Here is an 18,110-nt window from a genome sequence, read left to right as displayed (position 1 = left end):
CATGGACATGCGCGCAGATGTGCTGATTGTCGGGGCCGGAATGGTCGGAAGCGCCCTGGCGCTGGCGTTGCAGGGCAGCGGGCTGCAGGTGCTGCTGCTCGACGGCAGCCCGCTGAGCGTCAAGCCGTTCGACCGTGACGCGGCGTTCGAACCCCGCGTGAGCGCTTTGTCGGCTGCCAGCCAGCGCATCCTCGAACGCCTGGGCGTGTGGGACGGCATCCTGTCGCGCCGCGCCAGCCCCTACGGCGAAATGCAGGTGTGGGACGGCAGTGGCACCGGGCAGATCCACTTCTCGGCGGCCAGCGTACATGCCGAGGTGCTCGGGCATATCGTCGAGAACCGCGTGGTGCAGGATGCCTTGCTCGACCGTTTGCACGACTGCGACCTGGGCCTGCTGGCCAATGCTCGCCTTGAACAGATGCGCCGTTCCGGCGATGACTGGCTGCTGACCCTGGCCGATGGCCGCACATTGCGCGCGCCGCTGGTGGTGGCCGCCGATGGCGCCAACTCCGCCGTACGCCGCCTGACAGGCACCGCGACCCGTGAGTGGGATTACCTGCATAACGCCATCGTCACCAGCGTGCGCAGCAGCCAGCCGCATCAGCGTACGGCGTGGCAACGCTTTACCGATACGGGTCCGCTGGCGTTTTTGCCGCTGGAGCGGGATGGGCAGGAGGATTGGTGTTCGATCGTCTGGTCGACCACGCCGGCCGAGTCCGAGCGCTTGATGGCGCTGGATGATGAAAGCTTCTGTCGCGAGCTGGAGCGCGCCTTTGAGGGACGACTCGGCAACGTGATCAGCGCCGACCCACGGGTATGCGTGCCGTTGCGTCAGCGTCACGCCAAGCGCTACGTGGCCGAAGGCCTGGCTTTGATTGGCGACGCGGCCCACGTCATCCACCCATTGGCGGGGCAGGGCGTGAACCTGGGTTTCCTTGATGCGGCGACATTGGCTGAAGTCTTGTTGGCGGCGACCGAGCGCGGCGAGCGCCTGGCGGACGTGAAGGTGCTGAGCCGTTATGAGCGTCGGCGCATGCCGCATAACCTGGCGCTGATGGCGGCGATGGAAGGCTTTGAGCGGTTGTTCCAGGCCGATCAACTGCCGCTGCGCTGGTTGCGCAACGCCGGGTTGAAGATGGTCGACCAGATGCCCGAGGCCAAGGCCGTGTTCGTACGTCAGGCTCTCGGCCTGACTGGCGATCTCCCGGACCTTGCGAAACCCTGATATTGAAATGCGATCCCTTGTGGGAGGGGGCTTGCCCCCGATGAGGCCATCAGCCCACAACCAATCTCCGTCATGCAACATCTGGTAACGCCTCTACCAAGCACTACCAAATGTGAGTCCTTATCATTTGCCCTCTTTTTGCAAATGAGAGACCGCACCCATGTTGGCACCCAAGCGCCTCCTGACTGCCCTGGCACTCACCCTGATCGGCAGCACTACCGTGCAGGCCGCCGACGAAGTGGTGGTCTACTCCTCGCGCATCGATGAACTGATCAAGCCGGTCTTCGATGCCTACACCAAAAAAACCGGCGTGCAGGTGAAGTTCATCACTGACAAGGAAGCACCGTTGATGCAGCGCATCAAGGCCGAGGGCGCAAACGCCACCGCCGACCTGTTGCTCACCGTGGATGCCGGCAACCTCTGGCAGGCCGAGCAGATGGGGATCCTGCAACCGTTCACCTCCCCGGTGATCGACAAGAACATCCCCCTGCAGTATCGCTCGTCAAAACACACCTGGACCGGCTTGAGCCTGCGCGCACGCACCATCGCCTATTCCACTGACCGGGTAAAACCGGGTGACCTCACCACCTACGAAGCACTGGCTGACAAACAGTGGGAAGGCCGCCTGTGCCTGCGTACGGCGAAAAAGGTCTACAACCAGTCGCTGACCGCCACCCTGATCGAAACCCACGGCGCGGCCAAGACCGAAGAGATCGTCAAGGGTTGGGTCAACAACCTGTCCACCGACGTGTTCTCCGATGACATCGCCGTGCTCGAAGCCATCAACGCCGGGCAGTGCGACGTGGGTATCGTCAACACCTACTATTACGGCCGCCTGCACAAGCAGAAACCGGACCTGGCCGTGAAGCTGTTCTGGCCGAACCAGGGCGACCGTGGCGTGCACGTGAACCTGTCGGGTATAGGCCTGACCCAGCATGCGCCGCATCCGGAAGCCGCCAAGGCGCTGGTGGAGTGGATGACCACGCCTGAGGCGCAGAAGATCTTTGCCGACGTGAACCAGGAGTTCCCGGCCAACCCGGCGGTGCCACCGTCAGCCGAAGTGGCGACCTGGGGCAAGTTCGTGGCGGACACCTTGCCGGTGGAAGTGGCGGGCAAGCGCCAGGCTGAGGCGATCCGCCTGATGGATCGCGCCGGCTGGAACTGACACACTACGAGTCAAAATGTGGGAGGGGGCTTGCCCCCGATAGCGGGATATATCAGTTCACTCATCATGGACAGATCCACCGCCATCGGGGGCAAGCCCCCTCCCACATTGGATCGAGTTGAATTAAAGACATTCATTGAGAGCTGACTTTGGCCCACCCCGCCCAACGCCGCTGGTACCTGCCGGTCTTTACCGTCGCCGCCCTGGTGCTGCTGCCGCTGAGCGTACTGTTGCTGTCCTGGCAAAGTATCGACAACCAGATCTGGTCCCACCTGTGGGAAACCCAGATGCCGCGCCTGCTGGGCAATACGCTCACTCTGGTGCTGGGCGTCGGCATTGGCGTAACCCTGTTGGGTGTCAGTCTGGCCTGGCTGACCAGCCTCTGCGAATTCCCCGGACGACGCTGGCTCGATTGGGCACTGATGTTGCCGTTCGCCATTCCCGCCTATGTGCTGGCCTTTGTATTTGTCGGCCTGCTGGACTTCTCCGGTCCCGTGCAAACCCTGTTGCGCGAATGGTTCGGCACCGGGCTGCGCCTGCCACGGGTGCGCTCCACCAGCGGGGTGATCATCGTCCTGGTGCTGGTGTTCTATCCCTATGTTTATCTCTTGGCACGCACCGCGTTCCTGGCCCAGGGCAAAGGCCTGATGGAGGCTGCGCGGGTGCTGGGGCAATCGCCATGGCGAGCGTTCTGGCACGTGGCCCTGCCCATGGCGCGGCCGGCGATTGGGGCTGGAGTCGCCTTGGCGCTGATGGAAACCCTGGCGGATTTCGGCGCGGTCTCGGTGTTCAACTTCGACACGTTCACCACCGCCATCTACAAGACGTGGTACGGCTTCTTCAGTCTTTCCAGCGCCGCCCAACTGGCCAGCCTGTTGCTGCTGGTGGTGATGCTGGTGCTGTACGGCGAGCGGCGCGCCCGGGGTGCCAGCCGGCCAGGCAATGAGCGGCCAAGGGGCAAGGCGCTGTACCACCTGCGCGGGTTCAAGGCGGCCGCGGCCAGCAGTTGGTGCGGGTTGGTGTTCGCCTGCGCGTTTGTCATCCCGATGCTGCAACTGGTGGCCTGGTTCTGGCAGCGCGGCCGCTTCGATCTGGATGAGCGCTATTCGGGCCTGATCCTCCATACGCTTTACCTGGGCGGCATCGCGGCCTTGATCACGGTCAGCGTGGCGCTGGTACTGGCGTTCGCCAACCGCCTGGCGCCGACACGGGCGATCCGTTCCGGTATCAGCCTGGCCAACGTTGGCTATGCCTTGCCGGGCTCGGTGCTGGCGGTATCGATCATGTTGGCGTTCAGCTATCTGGACCGTGAACTGGTGGTGCCGCTGTCCGGCTGGCTCGGCGGGGCGGGCAAGCCGTTGTTGCTGGGCAGCCTGTCGGCGCTGGTGCTGGCGTATCTGGTGCGTTTCCTGGCGGTGGCCTATGGGCCATTGGAAAACAGTCTGGCGCGTATCCGTCCGTCCCTGCCGGAAGCTGCACGCAGTCTAGGTGTGAGTGGCCCACGACTGTTTTGCAAAGTGTATCTGCCGTTGCTGCTGCCGGGGACTTTGAGCGCAGCACTCCTGGTATTTGTCGATGTGCTCAAGGAAATGCCTGCCACCTTGCTGATGCGTCCGTTTGGCTGGGATACGCTGGCCGTGCGGATCTTTGAAATGACCAGCGAAGGCGAGTGGGCGCGGGCCTCTTTGCCGGCGTTGACCCTGGTGCTGGTGGGCCTGTTACCGGTGATTGGGCTGATCCGACGCTCCGCCCGGCAAATCGCTTAGGTGCCAGTCCCACGGCTTGCGGCTACAATGCGCGGCATTCGGTGCGCTTCGTCTTTCGGAGCGGGTCGCTGGACGTGGCTGCAGGCCTTTTAAATCAAGGTGTTCAGCGCGGACAGTAGCTCCGCGCACCTTCGCCAAGCCCGGAAGGAGAAACCCATGGGACAGCGTACGCCTCTGTATGACCTGCATCTCGCCCTTGGCGCGAAAATGGTCGATTTTGGCGGTTGGGATATGCCTCTGCACTACGGCTCGCAAGTTGAGGAGCACCATCAGGTGCGACGCGACTGCGGGGTGTTCGATGTATCTCATATGACCGTGATCGATGTCAGCGGCCCCCAGGCCAAGGAATGGCTCCAGCACCTGCTGGCCAACGATGTCGAACGCCTGCATGACTGCGGCCGAGCGTTGTACAGCGCCATGCTCAACGAACAGGGCGGCGTGGTGGACGATATGATTGTCTACCGCACCGAGGCCGCTTATCGGCTGGTGGTCAACGCCGCCACCCGCGACCAGGACATGGCCTGGATGCACGCGCAACTGGCCGCTTATCAGGTGCAACTGCATGAGCGCCCCGAGTTGGCGATGCTCGCCATTCAAGGCCCCCACGCCCGGCAGAAGATCGCCGAACTGGTCACGCAATCGCGCAGCACCCTGATTCATCAGCTCAAGCCCTTCGAAGGCCACGCCGATGGTGACTGGTTTATCGCACGTACCGGGTACACCGGTGAAGATGGCCTGGAGATCGTCCTGCCCGCTGATCAGGCTCCGGGCTTTTTCAATGACCTGGTGGGCGCGGGTATTTCACCTATCGGCCTTGGCGCCCGCGATACCCTGCGCCTTGAAGCGGGGATGAACCTGTACGGCCAGGACATCCACCAGGAGGTTTCGCCCCTGGCGTCGAACATGGCCTGGAGCATCGCCTGGGAGCCTGCCGAGCGTAACTTCATTGGCCGCGCCGCGCTGGAAGCAGAAAAAGCAGCCGGAGTGCAGTTCAAACTGGTCGGGCTGGTGCTGGAAGAACGCGGGGTTTTGCGTGCTCACCAGGTGGTTCGTATCGCCAATATTGGCGAAGGGGAGATCACCAGTGGTAGTTTCTCTCCTACGCTAAGCAAATCCATTGCCCTGGCGCGTGTACCGACGGCAACCGCTGATCGGGCCGAAGTGGAAATCCGCGGCAAGTGGTACCCGGTTCGAGTGGTCAAACCGACCTTCGTGCGCCATGGCAAAACCTTGATCTAACCTATTTCCGGCAGGCTAATGGCCGCTGACATTACTTCTTGAGGACACAGATTATGAGCGATATCCCTGCCGACCTGCGTTTTGCCGAAAGCCACGAATGGGCACGCCTGGAAGCTGACGGCACCGTGACCGTCGGTATTTCCGACCATGCCCAGGAAGCGTTGGGTGATGTGGTGTTTGTTGAGTTGGCCGAAGTGGGCGCCCAGTTTGACGCTGCTGGCCAGGCGGGTGTGGTGGAGTCGGTCAAGGCCGCCTCGGATATCTACGCCCCGGTTGCAGGCGAAGTGATTGCCGTCAACGAAGAACTGAGTGGCAGCCCGGAGCTGCTGAACTCTGATCCTTACGGCGCTTGGATCTTCAAGCTCAAGCCAAGCAACCCAGCTGACCTGGACAAATTGCTGGATGCTGCCGGCTACAAAGCCGCCATCGGCGAGTAAACACAGGTAGTTGAAACAGTACAAATCAATGTGGGAGCTGGCTTGCCTGCGATGCAGGCACCGCGGTGTATCAGTTACGCCGCAGTGATGCCATCGCAGGCAAGCGCCAGCTCCCACAGTCGATTGCGGTGAGCCGGATTTTTCAGCCTGCTGCCAGTACCGCTTTTACGGCCGCCACCGACCGCTCCACATCCGCCTCTGTCATCGCCGTAAACATCGGCAACGATACGATCAAGCGCCCCACTTTCTCTGCCACCGGGAACATGCCTTCCTTGAACCCCTGCGCCCGATAAAGGCTCAGCAGGTGGATCGGTGGGTAGTGATAGCCAATGCCGACGCCATGGGCCTGCATCTGCTCCATGAAGGTGGCGCGGGCTGGCAGGCCGTCCTGACGTTCCGGCAGCACCAGTTGAAACAGGTGCCAGTTGCTGTTTTCGAAGTCTGCCGGCGGCAGTTGTGCGCCGTACTGCTCTTCAAAGTCACTGCCAAAGCATTTGAAGTAGTGCCGCGCCAGGTTCTGGCGGTGAGCAGTGATCTGCTCGATATGGGCAAATTGCCCCAGGCCAATGGCGGCGGCGATGTCGGTCATGTTGAACTTGCCGCCCAATACATCCACGTCGAGGCCGTCGAAGCCGGTGCGGGTAACGCCCTGCAGGCGGTATTTTTCTGCCAGTCGCGCTTCTTCGGCGTTGTTCAACACCAGGCAGCCGCCCTCGGAAGAGGTGATGTTCTTGTTGGCCTGGAAACTGAACGACGCAAAATCCCCAGTGGCGCCGATACGTTCGCCATCCCAGCTGGAACCCAGCGCCTGCGCCGCATCTTCGATAATGCGCAGGTTGTACTTGTTCGCCAGTGCATACAGCATCGGCATATCCAGGGGCAGGCCAGCCAGGTAAACCGGGATGATCGCCTTGGTGCGCGGGGTAATCACCGCTTCCACCTGGGACAGGTCGATATTGCGGGTCACCGGGTCAATATCGGCAAACACCGGCGTAGCGCCCACTTCCAGAATCACGTTGGCCGTGGCGACCCAGGAAATCGGCGTGGTGATGACTTCATCGCCTGGCCCGATGCCGGCAATGCGCAAGGCAATCTCCATGGTGCAGGTGCCCGAGTTGAAGGTGCGCACCGGCCGACCGCCAAAGTACTCCGACAACTGAGCTTCGAAGGCCTGCACCTTCGGCCCGCTGGTGATCCAGCCCGAGCGCAGTACATCGCCGACCGCAGCAATGGTGGCTTCATCGATGGTGGGTTTGGAAAACGGCAGGAAGGGCAGTTGGCTCATGACGACGAAGGCATCCGTTTCAGGTTGGCGATGAGTAAGCGAAGTATCAGTACCGGCATGGTTGCACGGGTTGACTGAATATAGCCTGTCATCTGTGAATGAATCGTCACCATTGAGCCGAAGAATGCCACGTCGAAGGTGGCATTCTTCTTGGAAGATCAGAAGGCAAGCCGCGCTTCCAGGAACATGTTCTGCTCCTTCAGTTTGCCTTTGAGTTGCTCATCCCGCGCATTTACACGGTTGGCAAAGGTGTTGTAGCCAGTTTCGAGGTCGCCGAGGGCGGTGTAACGATAGCCAGTCCCTAGAGTGAGTCGCTCGCTGGCCTTGGCTTCCAGCCCAATGCCCAGGCTGTAGGCAAGGTTATGTTGGCGGTTGCTGGCGAAACGACGGGTCTCAATGGTTTGATAACCTTCGGACTCAATGCGTGCGATGCCCACACCGGCCATACCGTAAAACGATAGCCACTGGTTGATCGGGATGTCTTTATAGCCGTTGAGCATCAAGCGCTGGCTCTGCACATGCAGGCTGTTGACGTTGGCATTGAAGGGGGCCCAGTAGGATTTGAAGGTCGAACTGTTTGGCATCGTGTACTCCCCTTCCAGGCGCCAGCCACTGTCAAAGGCATACCCCAGGGCGAAGGACGCGACAAATGACTTGCTGCTATCCGGGGCATCCACCCTGTCGGTGACGCGCGGGCTGGTGAGCAGTGCGCTGGAGAGGTTCTGGCGAGCGCTGTTGAATTTGGCTGATCCGTACCAGCTTTCTGCCTGGGCGTAGGCGGTGGCAAATGCAGAGAACAGCAGCGCGTAGGCAATCTTGTGCATGGGCAGTGAGTCGCTTTATTAAAAAAGGAATCCTTAGCTTGCTGCCCTGCAGAGAGAGGCTCGACAGGACTTCTCTGTATTCAGTTGGGAAAACAGCAATGCTTGCGTAGTGCCCCCGTGACGATGACTGTAGGAATTGAGGACAAAAAAATGCCGCTGTTAACAGCGGCATTTTTTATTGGGCTCGAGTTATTCGGTGACTGCGTTTTTCGCGAGGATAGCGTTGGCCAGTTCCATATCCGTGGCCTGCAGGCCAGGGTTGTCGGCGCGGACTTTCTGCATCGCGGCTTCCAGGTATGGGCCACGGATGCCGCCGTCGCTGGCAACGAAGCTGCCGGCGTCGTCTTGGGCGGCGACCACCAGCTTGTGGTCCTTGAAGGTCAGGTACGTCGAGCCGGTAGTGGCGCCCGACGAGATGACATTGCGCCAGAAACTGTCGGCCATGGCTGATCCGACAGGGAGGGAAAGCACAGCAAGGGTTGCGACAGCATATTTGAGACGCATGATGGGTGACTCCGGGTGGGTTATCTGTACTTTATGATTGTAGTTAGCCCAATCGAGTTCCATCACTGACTAAACAGTTTCAACCCTTAACACCACGCCTTCCTGGCCAACCACCCGTACTTGGGCACCTACGGGGCTGTCCGGGCCGGTCACCATCCACACGCCATCACCGACTTTCACCTTGCCCCGGCCATCCACAATCGCCTGGTGTACCACGAAGGTGCGGCCGATCAGCTCGGAGCCGCGTTCGTTGAGCCCCGGCTGGTCGCTGGCCTTGGCGCTGCTGCGCTGACGTTTCCACCAGTACACCGCCGTCATTATCGACAACACGGCAAACAGCAGGAGTTGCCATTCCAGCCCCAGGGGTGGCACCAGAAACTTGATCACGCCTACGGCGGCCGCGGCGATACCCATCCACAACAGGTAACCGCCAGCGCCGAATACCTCAAGAATCAGCAGTACCGTGCCCAGTGCCAGCCAATCCCAGAACGACAGATGCTGCAGGAAATCCCACATGGCGCTGGCCTCAGCCTTTCTTGTTGTCGAACGTTGCCTTGACGATCTCGCCGATACCACCCACCGCGCCGATCACCTGGCTGGCTTCCAGCGGCATCAGGATGACCTTGCTGTTATTGGCCGAAGCCAGCTTGCCCAGGGCGTCGATGTATTTCTGTGCGACGAAGTAATTGACCGCCTGCACGTTGCCCGACGCGATTGCTTCCGATACCACCTGTGTGGCGCGGGCTTCGGCTTCGGCCTGACGCTCACGGGCTTCGGATTCAAGGAACGCCGCCTGGCGGCTACCTTCGGCCTCGAGGATCTGTGCCTGCTTCTTGCCTTCGGCCGTCAGGATCGCCGAGGCGCGCAGGCCCTCGGCTTCGAGGATCTGCGCACGCTTGATCCGTTCGGCTTTCATCTGGCCCGACATCGCGGCCATCAGGTCGGCGGGCGGGCTGATGTCCTTGATCTCGATACGGGTGATCTTGATCCCCCACGGCGCGGTGGCTTCGTCCACGGTCTTCAGCAGTTTTTCGTTGATGCCGTCACGCTGGCTAAGCATGGCATCCAGTTCCATGGAGCCGAGCACGGTACGGATGTTGGTTTGGAGCAGGTTGCGGATGGCGTGTTCGAGGTTGTTGACCTCGTAGGCGGCCTGGGCGGTGTTGACCACCTGGAAAAAGCACACGGCGTCGATCTGCACGGTGGCGTTGTCGGCGGTGATGACTTCCTGGGGCGGGATATCCAGTACGCTTTCCATCACGTTGATCTTGCGACCGATGCGGTCCATGACCGGGATGATGATGTTCAAGCCAGGCTTGAGGGTATTGGTGTAACGGCCGAAACGCTCGACCGTCCATTGGTAGCCCTGGGGGACCACCTTGAAGCCCATGAACAGGATGGCGATGGCCAGCCCCACGAAAAGAAGCAGTACGGTTCCGATCTGCATAGCGATTCCCTATCTGATGGTGTCAGTGAAACGACGTTGGGCCGATTGTAACGGTGTTGTCACCGATAAGAACGGTTTCACTGCTTAACAAACAAAGGATTTGTTACCGAATCCCCGGGAGTCACCCGCAAGACTTCCGCCACCGTGGTGAGCCCCGCCGCGACCTTCTGCATGCCGGCCATACGCAAGCTGCGCATGCCGTGAGTCACTGCTGCCTGGCGCAGGGCCTGCACATCGGCCCCAGGCGTGATCAAAGTCCTGAGCGCTTCGTTCAGAACCATGATTTCGTAAACGCCGGCCCGCCCCTGATAACCGCTGTGTCGACATTCGACGCACCCGACCGCTTCATGGGCGTCACCCAACGCACGCTTGCAGTGGGGGCACAGAACCCGCACCAAACGCTGCGCCATTACGCCGAGCAAGGTGGCTTTGATCAAATAATGCGCAATGCCCAGCTCCTGCAAGCGGCTGATGGCGCTGGGCGCATCGTTGGTATGCAGGGTCGACAGCACAAGGTGCCCGGTCAATGCGGCCTGGATCGCCATTTCGGCGGTCTCCTGGTCGCGGATCTCGCCGATCATGATGATGTCCGGGTCCTGGCGGAGCAGGGCGCGGATGCCGCTGGCGAAGGTCAGGTCGATATTGTGCTGCACCTGCATCTGGTTGAACGCCGGCTCGACCATCTCGATCGGATCTTCCACCGTGCACAGGTTGACCTCGCGCGTGGCCAATTGCTTGAGCGTGGTGTATAGGGTGCTGGTCTTGCCTGAACCGGTAGGGCCGGTGACCAGGATGATGCCGTTGGTCTGGCTTGTCATGGCTTGCCAGCGTTGCTGGTCATCGATGGATAAACCAAGCTGGTCAAAGCCCTTGAGCAGCACCTGTGGGTCGAAGATCCGCATCACCAGCTTTTCGCCAAACGCCGTGGGCAAGGTGGACAGGCGCAGCTCCACTTCCGCTCCGGTCGGGCTTTTGGTCTTGACCCGACCGTCCTGGGGCCTGCGCTTTTCCGCCACATTCATGCGGCCCAGGCTTTTGAGGCGGCTGACGACTGCCATCGTGACCTGGGGCGGGAACTGATAGACGTCGTGCAACAACCCGTCGATGCGAAAGCGCACACGGCCCTGTTCACGGCACGGCTCAATGTGGATATCGCTGGCGCGCTGGCCGAAAGCGTACTGCAACAGCCAGTCGACGATGTTGACGATATGCGCGTCGTTGGCATCCGGCTCCTGGTCGCTGGCGCCGAGGTTGAGCAGTTCGTTGTTGCCCGGTGCCGCAACTTTTTGATCGGCGCCGCTGACGGACTTCGCCAGCCGATAGAACTCGCCGATACAGCGCGTTATGTCCTGGGGGTTGGCCACAACGCGCTTGATCGAGCGCTTGAGCACCTGCGCCAGCCCGGCTTCCCAACTGCTGACGTAGGGCTGGGCGCTGGCGACGGTGACCGTCTGTGCGTCCACCGCCACCGCAAGGATCGAGTGGCGTTGGGCGAACGCATGGGACATCAGCGGCACCACGGCCGCCACATCGATCTTCAACGGGTCGATACGCAGGTAGGGTTGCCCGGCATGCTGGGCCAGCCATTCGGTCAGGGTCTCCAGACTGGGGCCAAGGGCTGCGATGCTCTCGAGGGGATGCACGGTGTTGCTGGCCGGCAGCGCCGACAACTGCTGTGCAACTTCAGGGGGGATCAGTCGCCCTTCGAGCAGAGCCGGCAGCAACTGATGCAGTTCCAAGCGTTGATCAACCGGCATGAAGGTTTTCCTGAGGGCCGTGGGCGTAAACCCCAGGCTAGCCAGCCCCTGAATATCTTCCTCCCGACGTGTATTGCAGGGTCTTACTGAGCAACCGCCATCACTGACTGAGGCCCCGCGGAATCAGCCGACCACACCTCCAGCGTGCACACGCTGATCAGGTTTCGAATCTTTTCACCGATCACCTGCGCACGGTGCCGGCTCAGGCCGTCCATGACGATGTCGATGTTCAGAAAGTCCCCCTCCCGGGTCACCGTGACCTGGCGTGGCGTGAGGAATTGCAGCGCAAAATAGTTGAGTACCCGGCACACCACGTCGGGCTCCGCCTCGGCGACGATCTGGTAATGCGCCTGGCAATGGGCGCTGTTGACGGCCCACGCATCGACGCGGGTAGCGGGGTGGTTGGTTTCGACGGCGTGCATGGGAAAGCTCCAGATTCGACTGGAGAAATTTTTACATTCGCCACCAGAGATTTCTTATCTAAGATGGGCCTGTTTTGTAAAAAATCGAATCAATCAATTCAGAATAAGTGCAATGGAGGGTATTTATATGCACAGCCAGTTGGACGCCTACGACCGCCGTATCCTGGCCCTGTTGCAAGAAGACGCTTCTCTCTCCAGCGCGCAGATCGCCGAACAGGTGGGCCTTTCCCAGTCGCCTTGCTGGCGACGCATCCAACGGCTCAAGCAAGAGGGCGTGATTCGCGGCCAGGTGACCTTGCTGGATCGCAAGAAAATCGGCCTCAACACGCAGATATTCGCCGAAGTGAAACTCAACGCCCACGGTCGTTCCAACTTCACCGAATTCACCGACGCGATTCGCGGGTTTCCGGAAGTGCTGGAGTGCTATGTGCTGATGGGGGCGGTGGATTTTCTGCTGCGCATCGTCACCTCGGACATCGAGGCGTATGAGCGGTTTTTCTTCGAGAAACTGTCGATGGTGCCGGGGATTCAGGAGGTTAATTCGATTGTGGCTTTATCCGAGATCAAATCCACCACCAGCCTGCCAGTATTGCGCTGACAGGGATGGCCTCATCGCGGGCAAGCCCGGCTCCCACATTGGATTGGGTTCACAGATTTCTATGTGTGAACCCAGTCAGTGTGGGAGCGGGCTTGCCCGCGAAAGCGGCCTTACAGGCGCAGCAAGGTCTTCCACGCCCGGTTCTGATACACCGCAATCGCCTGATGCATCCGCGCGTCCAGCGACTCATCGGTGATCGGCTGGTTGGCCAGTTGCACCAACTTGTTCAGCTCGCCGTACAGACGGTCCAGTTCGGGAATGTCGACCACCTGACGCGCATGGTGCAGCCAGGCCTGGATGCGCTCGATGCGTGGCAATTGCTCAGCCAGGTCTTCCGGCTGTTGCTGGTAGCGCGGCAGTTGCAGGGCGACGGCATCGTCGGCCAGCAGGCGCGGCAGCCAGTTGGTGATTTGCGCGGCGCCCTGGCGGTTGCCACGCACGTTGCGGTCGGCGGTCCAGGTGCGCGCGAGCAGCCAGCGCGAAGCATTCAGTGAGAACAGGCCCCAGCGTACGTCGTCCAGTTCTTCGGCGAACTGCTCCGGCGCGGCTTTGCGGATATCTTCGTCGTCATCGCCGGCCTGCACCAGTGGGCGCCAGTCTTCCAGCAGGGCATCGAGTGCGCTGCGCAGTTCGCTGGTTGACTGACGCGGTGCCGCCTGGCCGAGGCTGCCGACCAGGGCACGCAATTCGCCGAGGTTGTCGACCCAGTCTTGCAGCAGGCGCCAGTGGCCATTGAAACGGTATTGCTCGGCCAGGCGCTGGCTGCTGCCCAGCAGGTGCCACATGATCGCGGCGAAGGCGTCATCCAGCGGCATTTCGGCGTGCAACTGTGGTGCCGGCAGGCTCAGGGAGTAGCTGCTGGAGTCATATAGACGGTAGCCGCGCTCGGCCTTGCTGATATCGCACGGCATCAACGCCAGGGTCGCGGCCAGTTCGACGGCCAGTTCCAGCAGGGCAGACGGTTCGCCTTCGCGCAGTTCCAATTCCAGCTCGCAGATTTCTTCTTTCTGCTTGCCGACCACCACGTGGCCCAGGTCCAGGGCGGCTTCGATCACCACCTTGGCCTTGCCACGGCCCCAGGCGATTTCGGCGCGCTCACGCACGAAGTCGGTGGTGAAGATCGGCTTGAGGGTCTTTTTGTCCAGCTCGGCCAGTTGCTCGGGCCAGCATTCGCCGTCGAGTTTCTTTACGTCGAGCTTGGCTTTGGGCAGTTCCCAGTTGTATTCATTACGTTCCGACAAGCCGGCGACGCTCTGGCCACGGGTCTTGAGGGTCTGGATGATGTCGTCACCGTCCTTGCGCAGGCGCAGGGCGACTTTGGCCTGGGCCAGGTCGCGCTCGGGGGTGTCGAAGTACTGGTTCATCAACTCACGGCGTTCCCAGCCACTTTTGTTGCGTTTTTTCAGGAGCGGGTGCTCACGCAGCGCGGCGAGGGTCTCGCGGCTGACGCGGAGCTTGATTTCAGTTTCTTTTTGCATGGCCGGAACATCCAGGATCGGGAGCGCAGCCGGGGAAAAGAGTGGCTGCCAAGGTCGTGCAGTGTACAGGACTGAGCCCGGCAACGCGCCGCAACGGTTTATTGTGTTGTGCAGATGGCTCTATAGTGAGGCTCATCCGGGAAGTCGAGAGGCCGAGCATGCCGTTACCGTCCATGAAAGAGCAGTTTGCCGCGCTGATTGCTGCGCCATCCGTGAGCTGCACCCAGGCCTCTCTCGACCAGACCAACCGCCCGGTGATCGACTTGCTCGCCGCTTGGCTGGGGGATCTGGGTTTCGCTATCGATATCCAACAGGTCAGCCCTGGCAAGTTCAACCTGTTGGCCAGTTACGGCAGTGGGCCCGGTGGCCTGGTGCTGGCGGGGCATAGCGATACCGTCCCTTATGACGCAGCGCTGTGGAAGACCGACCCGCTCAAGCTGACGGAAGTTGACGGTCGTTGGGTAGGATTGGGCAGCTGCGACATGAAGGGCTTTTTCGCGCTGGCCATCGAAGCGGTGTTGCCGCTGCTGGATCAGCCGTTCAAACAGCCGCTGCTGATTCTCGCCACGTGCGACGAGGAAAGCTCCATGTCCGGCGCCCGCGCACTGGCCGAGGCGGGCCGTCCATTGGGCCGCGCAGCGGTGATCGGCGAGCCGACTGGCCTCAAGCCGATCCGCCTGCACAAAGGCGTGATGATGGAGCGCATCGATATTCTTGGCCAAAGCGGCCACTCGTCGGACCCGAGCCTGGGCCACAGCGCGCTTGAAGCCATGCACGACGCCATCGGCGAACTGCGCGGCCTGCGCCTGGCCTGGCAGCGCGAGTACCGCAACCTGCAATTCAGCGTGCCGCAACCGACCATGAACTTCGGTTGCATCCATGGTGGTGACAACCCCAACCGCATCTGCGGCCAGTGTTCCCTGGAGTTCGACCTGCGCCCACTGCCGGGCATGGATCCCCAGGTGCTGCGCGACGCCATCCGCCAGAAGCTCCAGCCGTTGGCCGAGCGCCATCAGGTCAAGATTGACTTCGCGCCGCTGTTCCCCGAAGTACCGCCCTTCGAGCAACCGGAGGACGCCGAACTGGTGCGGGTGGCGGAACGATTGACCGGCCATCGTGCCGAAGCAGTAGCGTTCGGCACCGAAGCGCCTTATCTTCAGCGCCTTGGTTGTGAAACCCTGGTGCTCGGCCCCGGCGACATCGCCTGCGCGCACCAGCCGGGCGAATACCTCGAAATGTCACGCTTGACGCCTACAGTGCGTCTATTGCGGGAACTGATCGAACATTACTGCCTGAAACCTGCATAAATTAACCCCTGCCTGTTCGTACATAGAAGGAGAGTGAGCGTGTCGCCAAGCCTGTTCCGACGATAACCATCAGCCCGCCGTGCGCTTTCACGATTCATCCTTTTTCGGCTGCTTTTTATTACAGGCCCAGGTTCTATGCCCGACTACGTTAACTGGCTTCGTCACGCGTCCCCCTACATCAACGCCCACCGCGACTGCACCTTTGTGGTCATGCTGCCCGGCGACGGTGTGGAGCATCCCAACTTCGGCAATATCGTCCACGACCTGGTGCTGTTGCACAGCCTCGGTGTGCGACTGGTGCTGGTTCACGGTTCGCGTCCACAGATCGAAGTGCGCCTTGAAGCGCGTGGCCTGATCCCGACTTACCACGAAGGCATGCGCATCACTGACGCGGCGACGCTGGAGTGCGTGATTGACGCGGTCGGCCACCTGCGCATCGCCATTGAAGCTCGCCTATCGATGGACATGGCCTCGTCGCCGATGCAGGGCTCGCGCCTGCGTGTAACCAGCGGTAATTTCGTGACCGCACGTCCCATCGGTGTATTGGATGGCGTGGACTACCACCACACCGGCGAAGTACGCCGCGTAGACCGCAAGGGCATCAACCGCCTGTTGGACGAACGCTCCATCGTGCTGCTGTCGCCGTTGGGCTACTCGCCGACCGGGGAGATCTTCAACCTGGCCTGCGAAGACGTCGCCACCCGCGCCGCCATCGACCTGGGCGCCGACAAGCTGCTGTTGTTTGGCGCCGATATGGGCTTGATCGATGAAAACGGTCGCCTGGTACGCGAGCTGCGCCCGCAACAGGTGCCGGCTCACCTGCAACGCCTGGGCAAAACCAACTACCAGGCCGAATTGCTCGATGCCGCCGCCGAAGCGTGCCGGGGTGGAGTAGGGCGCAGCCATATTGTCAGCTACGCCGAAGACGGCGCCTTGCTCACCGAGCTGTTTACCCGGGACGGCGGCGGTACGCTGGTGGCTCAGGAGCAATTCGAGCAGGTGCGCGAAGCGGCGATTGAGGATGTCGGCGGTTTGCTCGACCTGATCAGCCCGCTGGAAGAGCAGGGCATCCTGGTACGCCGTTCGCGGGAAGTGCTGGAGCGTGAGATCGAGCAGTTCAGCGTGGTGGAGCGCGAAGGCATGATCATCGCCTGTGCGGCGCTGTATCAGATCGCCGATTCGGACGCGGGTGAGTTGGCTTGCCTGGCAGTGAACCCGGAGTACCGTCATGGCGCACGTGGCGATGTGTTGCTGGAGCGCATCCAGGCCCGTGCCCGGGCGCAGGGGTTGAAGACCTTGTTTGTCCTTACCACCCGCACCGCCCACTGGTTCCGTGAGCGGGGGTTTGAGCCGAGCAGTGTTGACCGTCTGCCGTCTGCGCGGGCGTCCCTGTACAACTATCAGCGTAATTCGAAGATTTTCGAGAAGGCCCTGTAACCCCATTCTGCAGGAGCCGGCAAGCCGGCTCCTGCAAGGGTCAGGGCTTGACGAATTTATCGGACACGAAAGCCGAGTAGTCCGGCAACACGGCTTCAACCTTTCCCTGTTCCTTCAAGAACTTCGCTGTTTCCCCAATCGCCTTCGCCGTGCCGCCTTTAAGCAATGCGTCGGTTTGCTGCGCCTGGGCATCCGGGAATGTCGTGCCGGCCAGCAGCTCAGGAATGTCCGCAGCATTTGAACCTGTCAGTTTCGCGATTTTCTGCACCGGCTCGGAATCCACGGTCCAGCCGTCTTTATGCGCCGCATACTCGGCGAACGAATCCAGCGTGACCTTGGCAAACTTGGCCACTACGTCAGGATATTTTTCCGCAAAATCCTTGCGCGCTACCCACACCTCAAACGTCGGCGCCCCCCACTGAGCCACCTGGGCCGCGTCTGTCAGGGTCTTGCCGGTCTTGCGGATTTCTCCCAGGGCGGGTGACCACACGAAGGCACCGTCGATATCGCCACGTTTCCACGCGGCGGCAATTTCGGCGGGTTGCAGGTTGACGACTTTGACTTGTTTCGTATCCAGGCCCCAGTGCTTCAGCGCGCCGAGCAGGCTGTAATGAGAGGTTGAGACAAACGGCGTGGCGATGGTTTTGCCGATCAAATCCTTGGGTGCGTCAATATGGCTGCCGTTACGCACCACCAATGCTTCAGAACTATTGATCTGGGCCGATACGATGAACGCAACGATGGGTAGATTGCGTGATGCCGCTGCGGCGAGGGGGCTGGAACCGAGGTTGCCGATTTGCACATCGCCCGAAGCGATGGCAGTTACGACTTCCGGCCCACTGTTGAACCGGCGCCAGGCAATTTTCTCGCCAATGGCCTTCTCATAGAGGCCGTCGGCCTGTGGGACTTTGCTGGGATCGATGCCGGTTTGGTAGCCGATGGTCAAATCGGCGGCTTTGACACCAAAAGAAAGTATTAGTGACACAAAAACTGTAACAAATTGACGGGAGGATGTGCGTTTGGCCATGATGGCGTCGCCTTTTTGATCGTGGGTGACGTATGCAACAGTACGGCCACACTAATCGATCTAAAAAAGCGCTAACAAATACCTTTTAGGCATTAGCTTATGGAGTGGGTCGTCTACCCTGACGGGTCCGCGTCATGAAAAGGCTTATTCCCGAATCGTATGAAAAAGAATGAAACAATTCTTTTTGGGTGT

At 60.8% G+C, this 18,110-nt stretch carries 17 protein-coding genes; 8 read left to right on the top strand and 9 right to left on the bottom strand.

The features are described from left to right. Positions 1-7: 7 nt before the first annotated feature. The 5 genes from ACZ445_RS28920 (at position 8) to gcvH (ending at position 5,832) form a co-directional block, all read left to right on the top strand. Positions 8-1,225, top strand: coding sequence for a 2-octaprenyl-3-methyl-6-methoxy-1,4-benzoquinol hydroxylase (locus ACZ445_RS28920; RefSeq protein ID WP_179030103.1), 1,218 nt, complete (start codon positions 8-10; stop codon positions 1,223-1,225). A gap of 160 nt (positions 1,226-1,385) precedes the next feature. Next, the gene (locus ACZ445_RS28915; RefSeq protein WP_058426463.1) at positions 1,386-2,390 is read left to right on the top strand and encodes an extracellular solute-binding protein; all 1,005 of its coding nucleotides are present in this window, start codon (positions 1,386-1,388) and stop codon (positions 2,388-2,390) included. Between the two features lie 149 nt (positions 2,391-2,539). Beyond that, on the top strand, positions 2,540-4,156 hold the full coding sequence (locus ACZ445_RS28910) for an ABC transporter permease (protein ID WP_179040826.1): 1,617 nt from the start codon (positions 2,540-2,542) through the stop codon (positions 4,154-4,156). 156 nt (positions 4,157-4,312) lie between these two features. Beyond that, positions 4,313-5,395, top strand: a complete 1,083-nt coding sequence (gene gcvT, locus ACZ445_RS28905; RefSeq protein ID WP_058426465.1) for a glycine cleavage system aminomethyltransferase GcvT — start codon at positions 4,313-4,315, stop codon at positions 5,393-5,395. 53 nt (positions 5,396-5,448) lie between these two features. Then, entirely contained in the window at positions 5,449-5,832 is a 384-nt protein-coding gene (gene gcvH / locus ACZ445_RS28900) for a glycine cleavage system protein GcvH (RefSeq protein ID WP_058426466.1), read from the top strand. Positions 5,833-5,974: 142 nt separating this feature from the next. Here gcvH and ACZ445_RS28895 read toward each other — a convergent pair whose 3' ends face one another. The 7 genes from ACZ445_RS28895 to ACZ445_RS28865 all read right to left on the bottom strand — a co-directional run bounded on the left by ACZ445_RS28895 (position 5,975) and on the right by ACZ445_RS28865 (position 12,071). Next, a complete protein-coding gene (locus ACZ445_RS28895) occupies positions 5,975-7,117 on the bottom strand; it encodes a DegT/DnrJ/EryC1/StrS family aminotransferase (RefSeq protein WP_464707838.1) in 1,143 nt (380 codons plus the stop codon). 158 nt (positions 7,118-7,275) lie between these two features. Beyond that, positions 7,276-7,941, bottom strand: coding sequence for an outer membrane protein (locus ACZ445_RS28890; protein WP_058426468.1), 666 nt, complete (start codon positions 7,939-7,941; stop codon positions 7,276-7,278). A 189-nt stretch (positions 7,942-8,130) separates the two neighbouring features. Then, positions 8,131-8,445 carry a DUF2388 domain-containing protein gene (locus ACZ445_RS28885; RefSeq protein WP_003176799.1) on the bottom strand — a complete coding sequence of 105 codons (315 nt, stop codon included), beginning with the start codon at positions 8,443-8,445 and terminating at the stop codon, positions 8,131-8,133. Between the two features lie 69 nt (positions 8,446-8,514). Then, positions 8,515-8,961: an NfeD family protein gene (locus ACZ445_RS28880; RefSeq protein ID WP_071490443.1), complete on the bottom strand. Its 447-nt coding sequence runs from the start codon at positions 8,959-8,961 to the stop codon at positions 8,515-8,517. Positions 8,962-8,971: 10 nt separating this feature from the next. After that, positions 8,972-9,892, bottom strand: a complete 921-nt coding sequence (locus ACZ445_RS28875; RefSeq protein ID WP_010207363.1) for an SPFH domain-containing protein — start codon at positions 9,890-9,892, stop codon at positions 8,972-8,974. Between the two features lie 77 nt (positions 9,893-9,969). Beyond that, on the bottom strand, positions 9,970-11,649 hold the full coding sequence (locus tag ACZ445_RS28870; RefSeq protein WP_058426470.1) for a GspE/PulE family protein: 1,680 nt from the start codon (positions 11,647-11,649) through the stop codon (positions 9,970-9,972). A gap of 83 nt (positions 11,650-11,732) precedes the next feature. After that, positions 11,733-12,071, bottom strand: a complete 339-nt coding sequence (locus ACZ445_RS28865) for a hypothetical protein (RefSeq protein WP_058426471.1) — start codon at positions 12,069-12,071, stop codon at positions 11,733-11,735. 127 nt (positions 12,072-12,198) lie between these two features. Between ACZ445_RS28865 and ACZ445_RS28860 the strand changes: the two genes are divergently transcribed. After that, the gene (locus ACZ445_RS28860; protein WP_058426472.1) at positions 12,199-12,669 is read left to right on the top strand and encodes an Lrp/AsnC family transcriptional regulator; all 471 of its coding nucleotides are present in this window, start codon (positions 12,199-12,201) and stop codon (positions 12,667-12,669) included. Positions 12,670-12,779: 110 nt separating this feature from the next. Here ACZ445_RS28860 and ACZ445_RS28855 read toward each other — a convergent pair whose 3' ends face one another. Then, positions 12,780-14,147 carry a CYTH domain-containing protein gene (locus tag ACZ445_RS28855; RefSeq protein WP_464704571.1) on the bottom strand — a complete coding sequence of 456 codons (1,368 nt, stop codon included), beginning with the start codon at positions 14,145-14,147 and terminating at the stop codon, positions 12,780-12,782. 158 nt (positions 14,148-14,305) lie between these two features. Here ACZ445_RS28855 and argE point away from each other — a divergent pair, with 158 nt between their 5' ends. Then, a complete protein-coding gene (gene argE / locus ACZ445_RS28850; protein ID WP_058426474.1) occupies positions 14,306-15,454 on the top strand; it encodes an acetylornithine deacetylase in 1,149 nt (382 codons plus the stop codon). A 135-nt stretch (positions 15,455-15,589) separates the two neighbouring features. Further along, positions 15,590-16,891: an amino-acid N-acetyltransferase gene (argA, locus tag ACZ445_RS28845; RefSeq protein WP_058426475.1), complete on the top strand. Its 1,302-nt coding sequence runs from the start codon at positions 15,590-15,592 to the stop codon at positions 16,889-16,891. A gap of 40 nt (positions 16,892-16,931) precedes the next feature. Here the strand turns inward: argA and tauA are convergent, their stop codons facing one another. Then, the gene (gene tauA, locus ACZ445_RS28840) at positions 16,932-17,918 is read right to left on the bottom strand and encodes a taurine ABC transporter substrate-binding protein (RefSeq protein ID WP_058426476.1); all 987 of its coding nucleotides are present in this window, start codon (positions 17,916-17,918) and stop codon (positions 16,932-16,934) included. Positions 17,919-18,110 lie beyond the last annotated feature (192 nt).

This window comes from Pseudomonas allii (genome assembly GCF_055380095.1).
The sequence above is the reverse complement of the archived record's forward strand: the minus strand, read 5'-3'. Positions and strand labels throughout refer to the sequence as shown.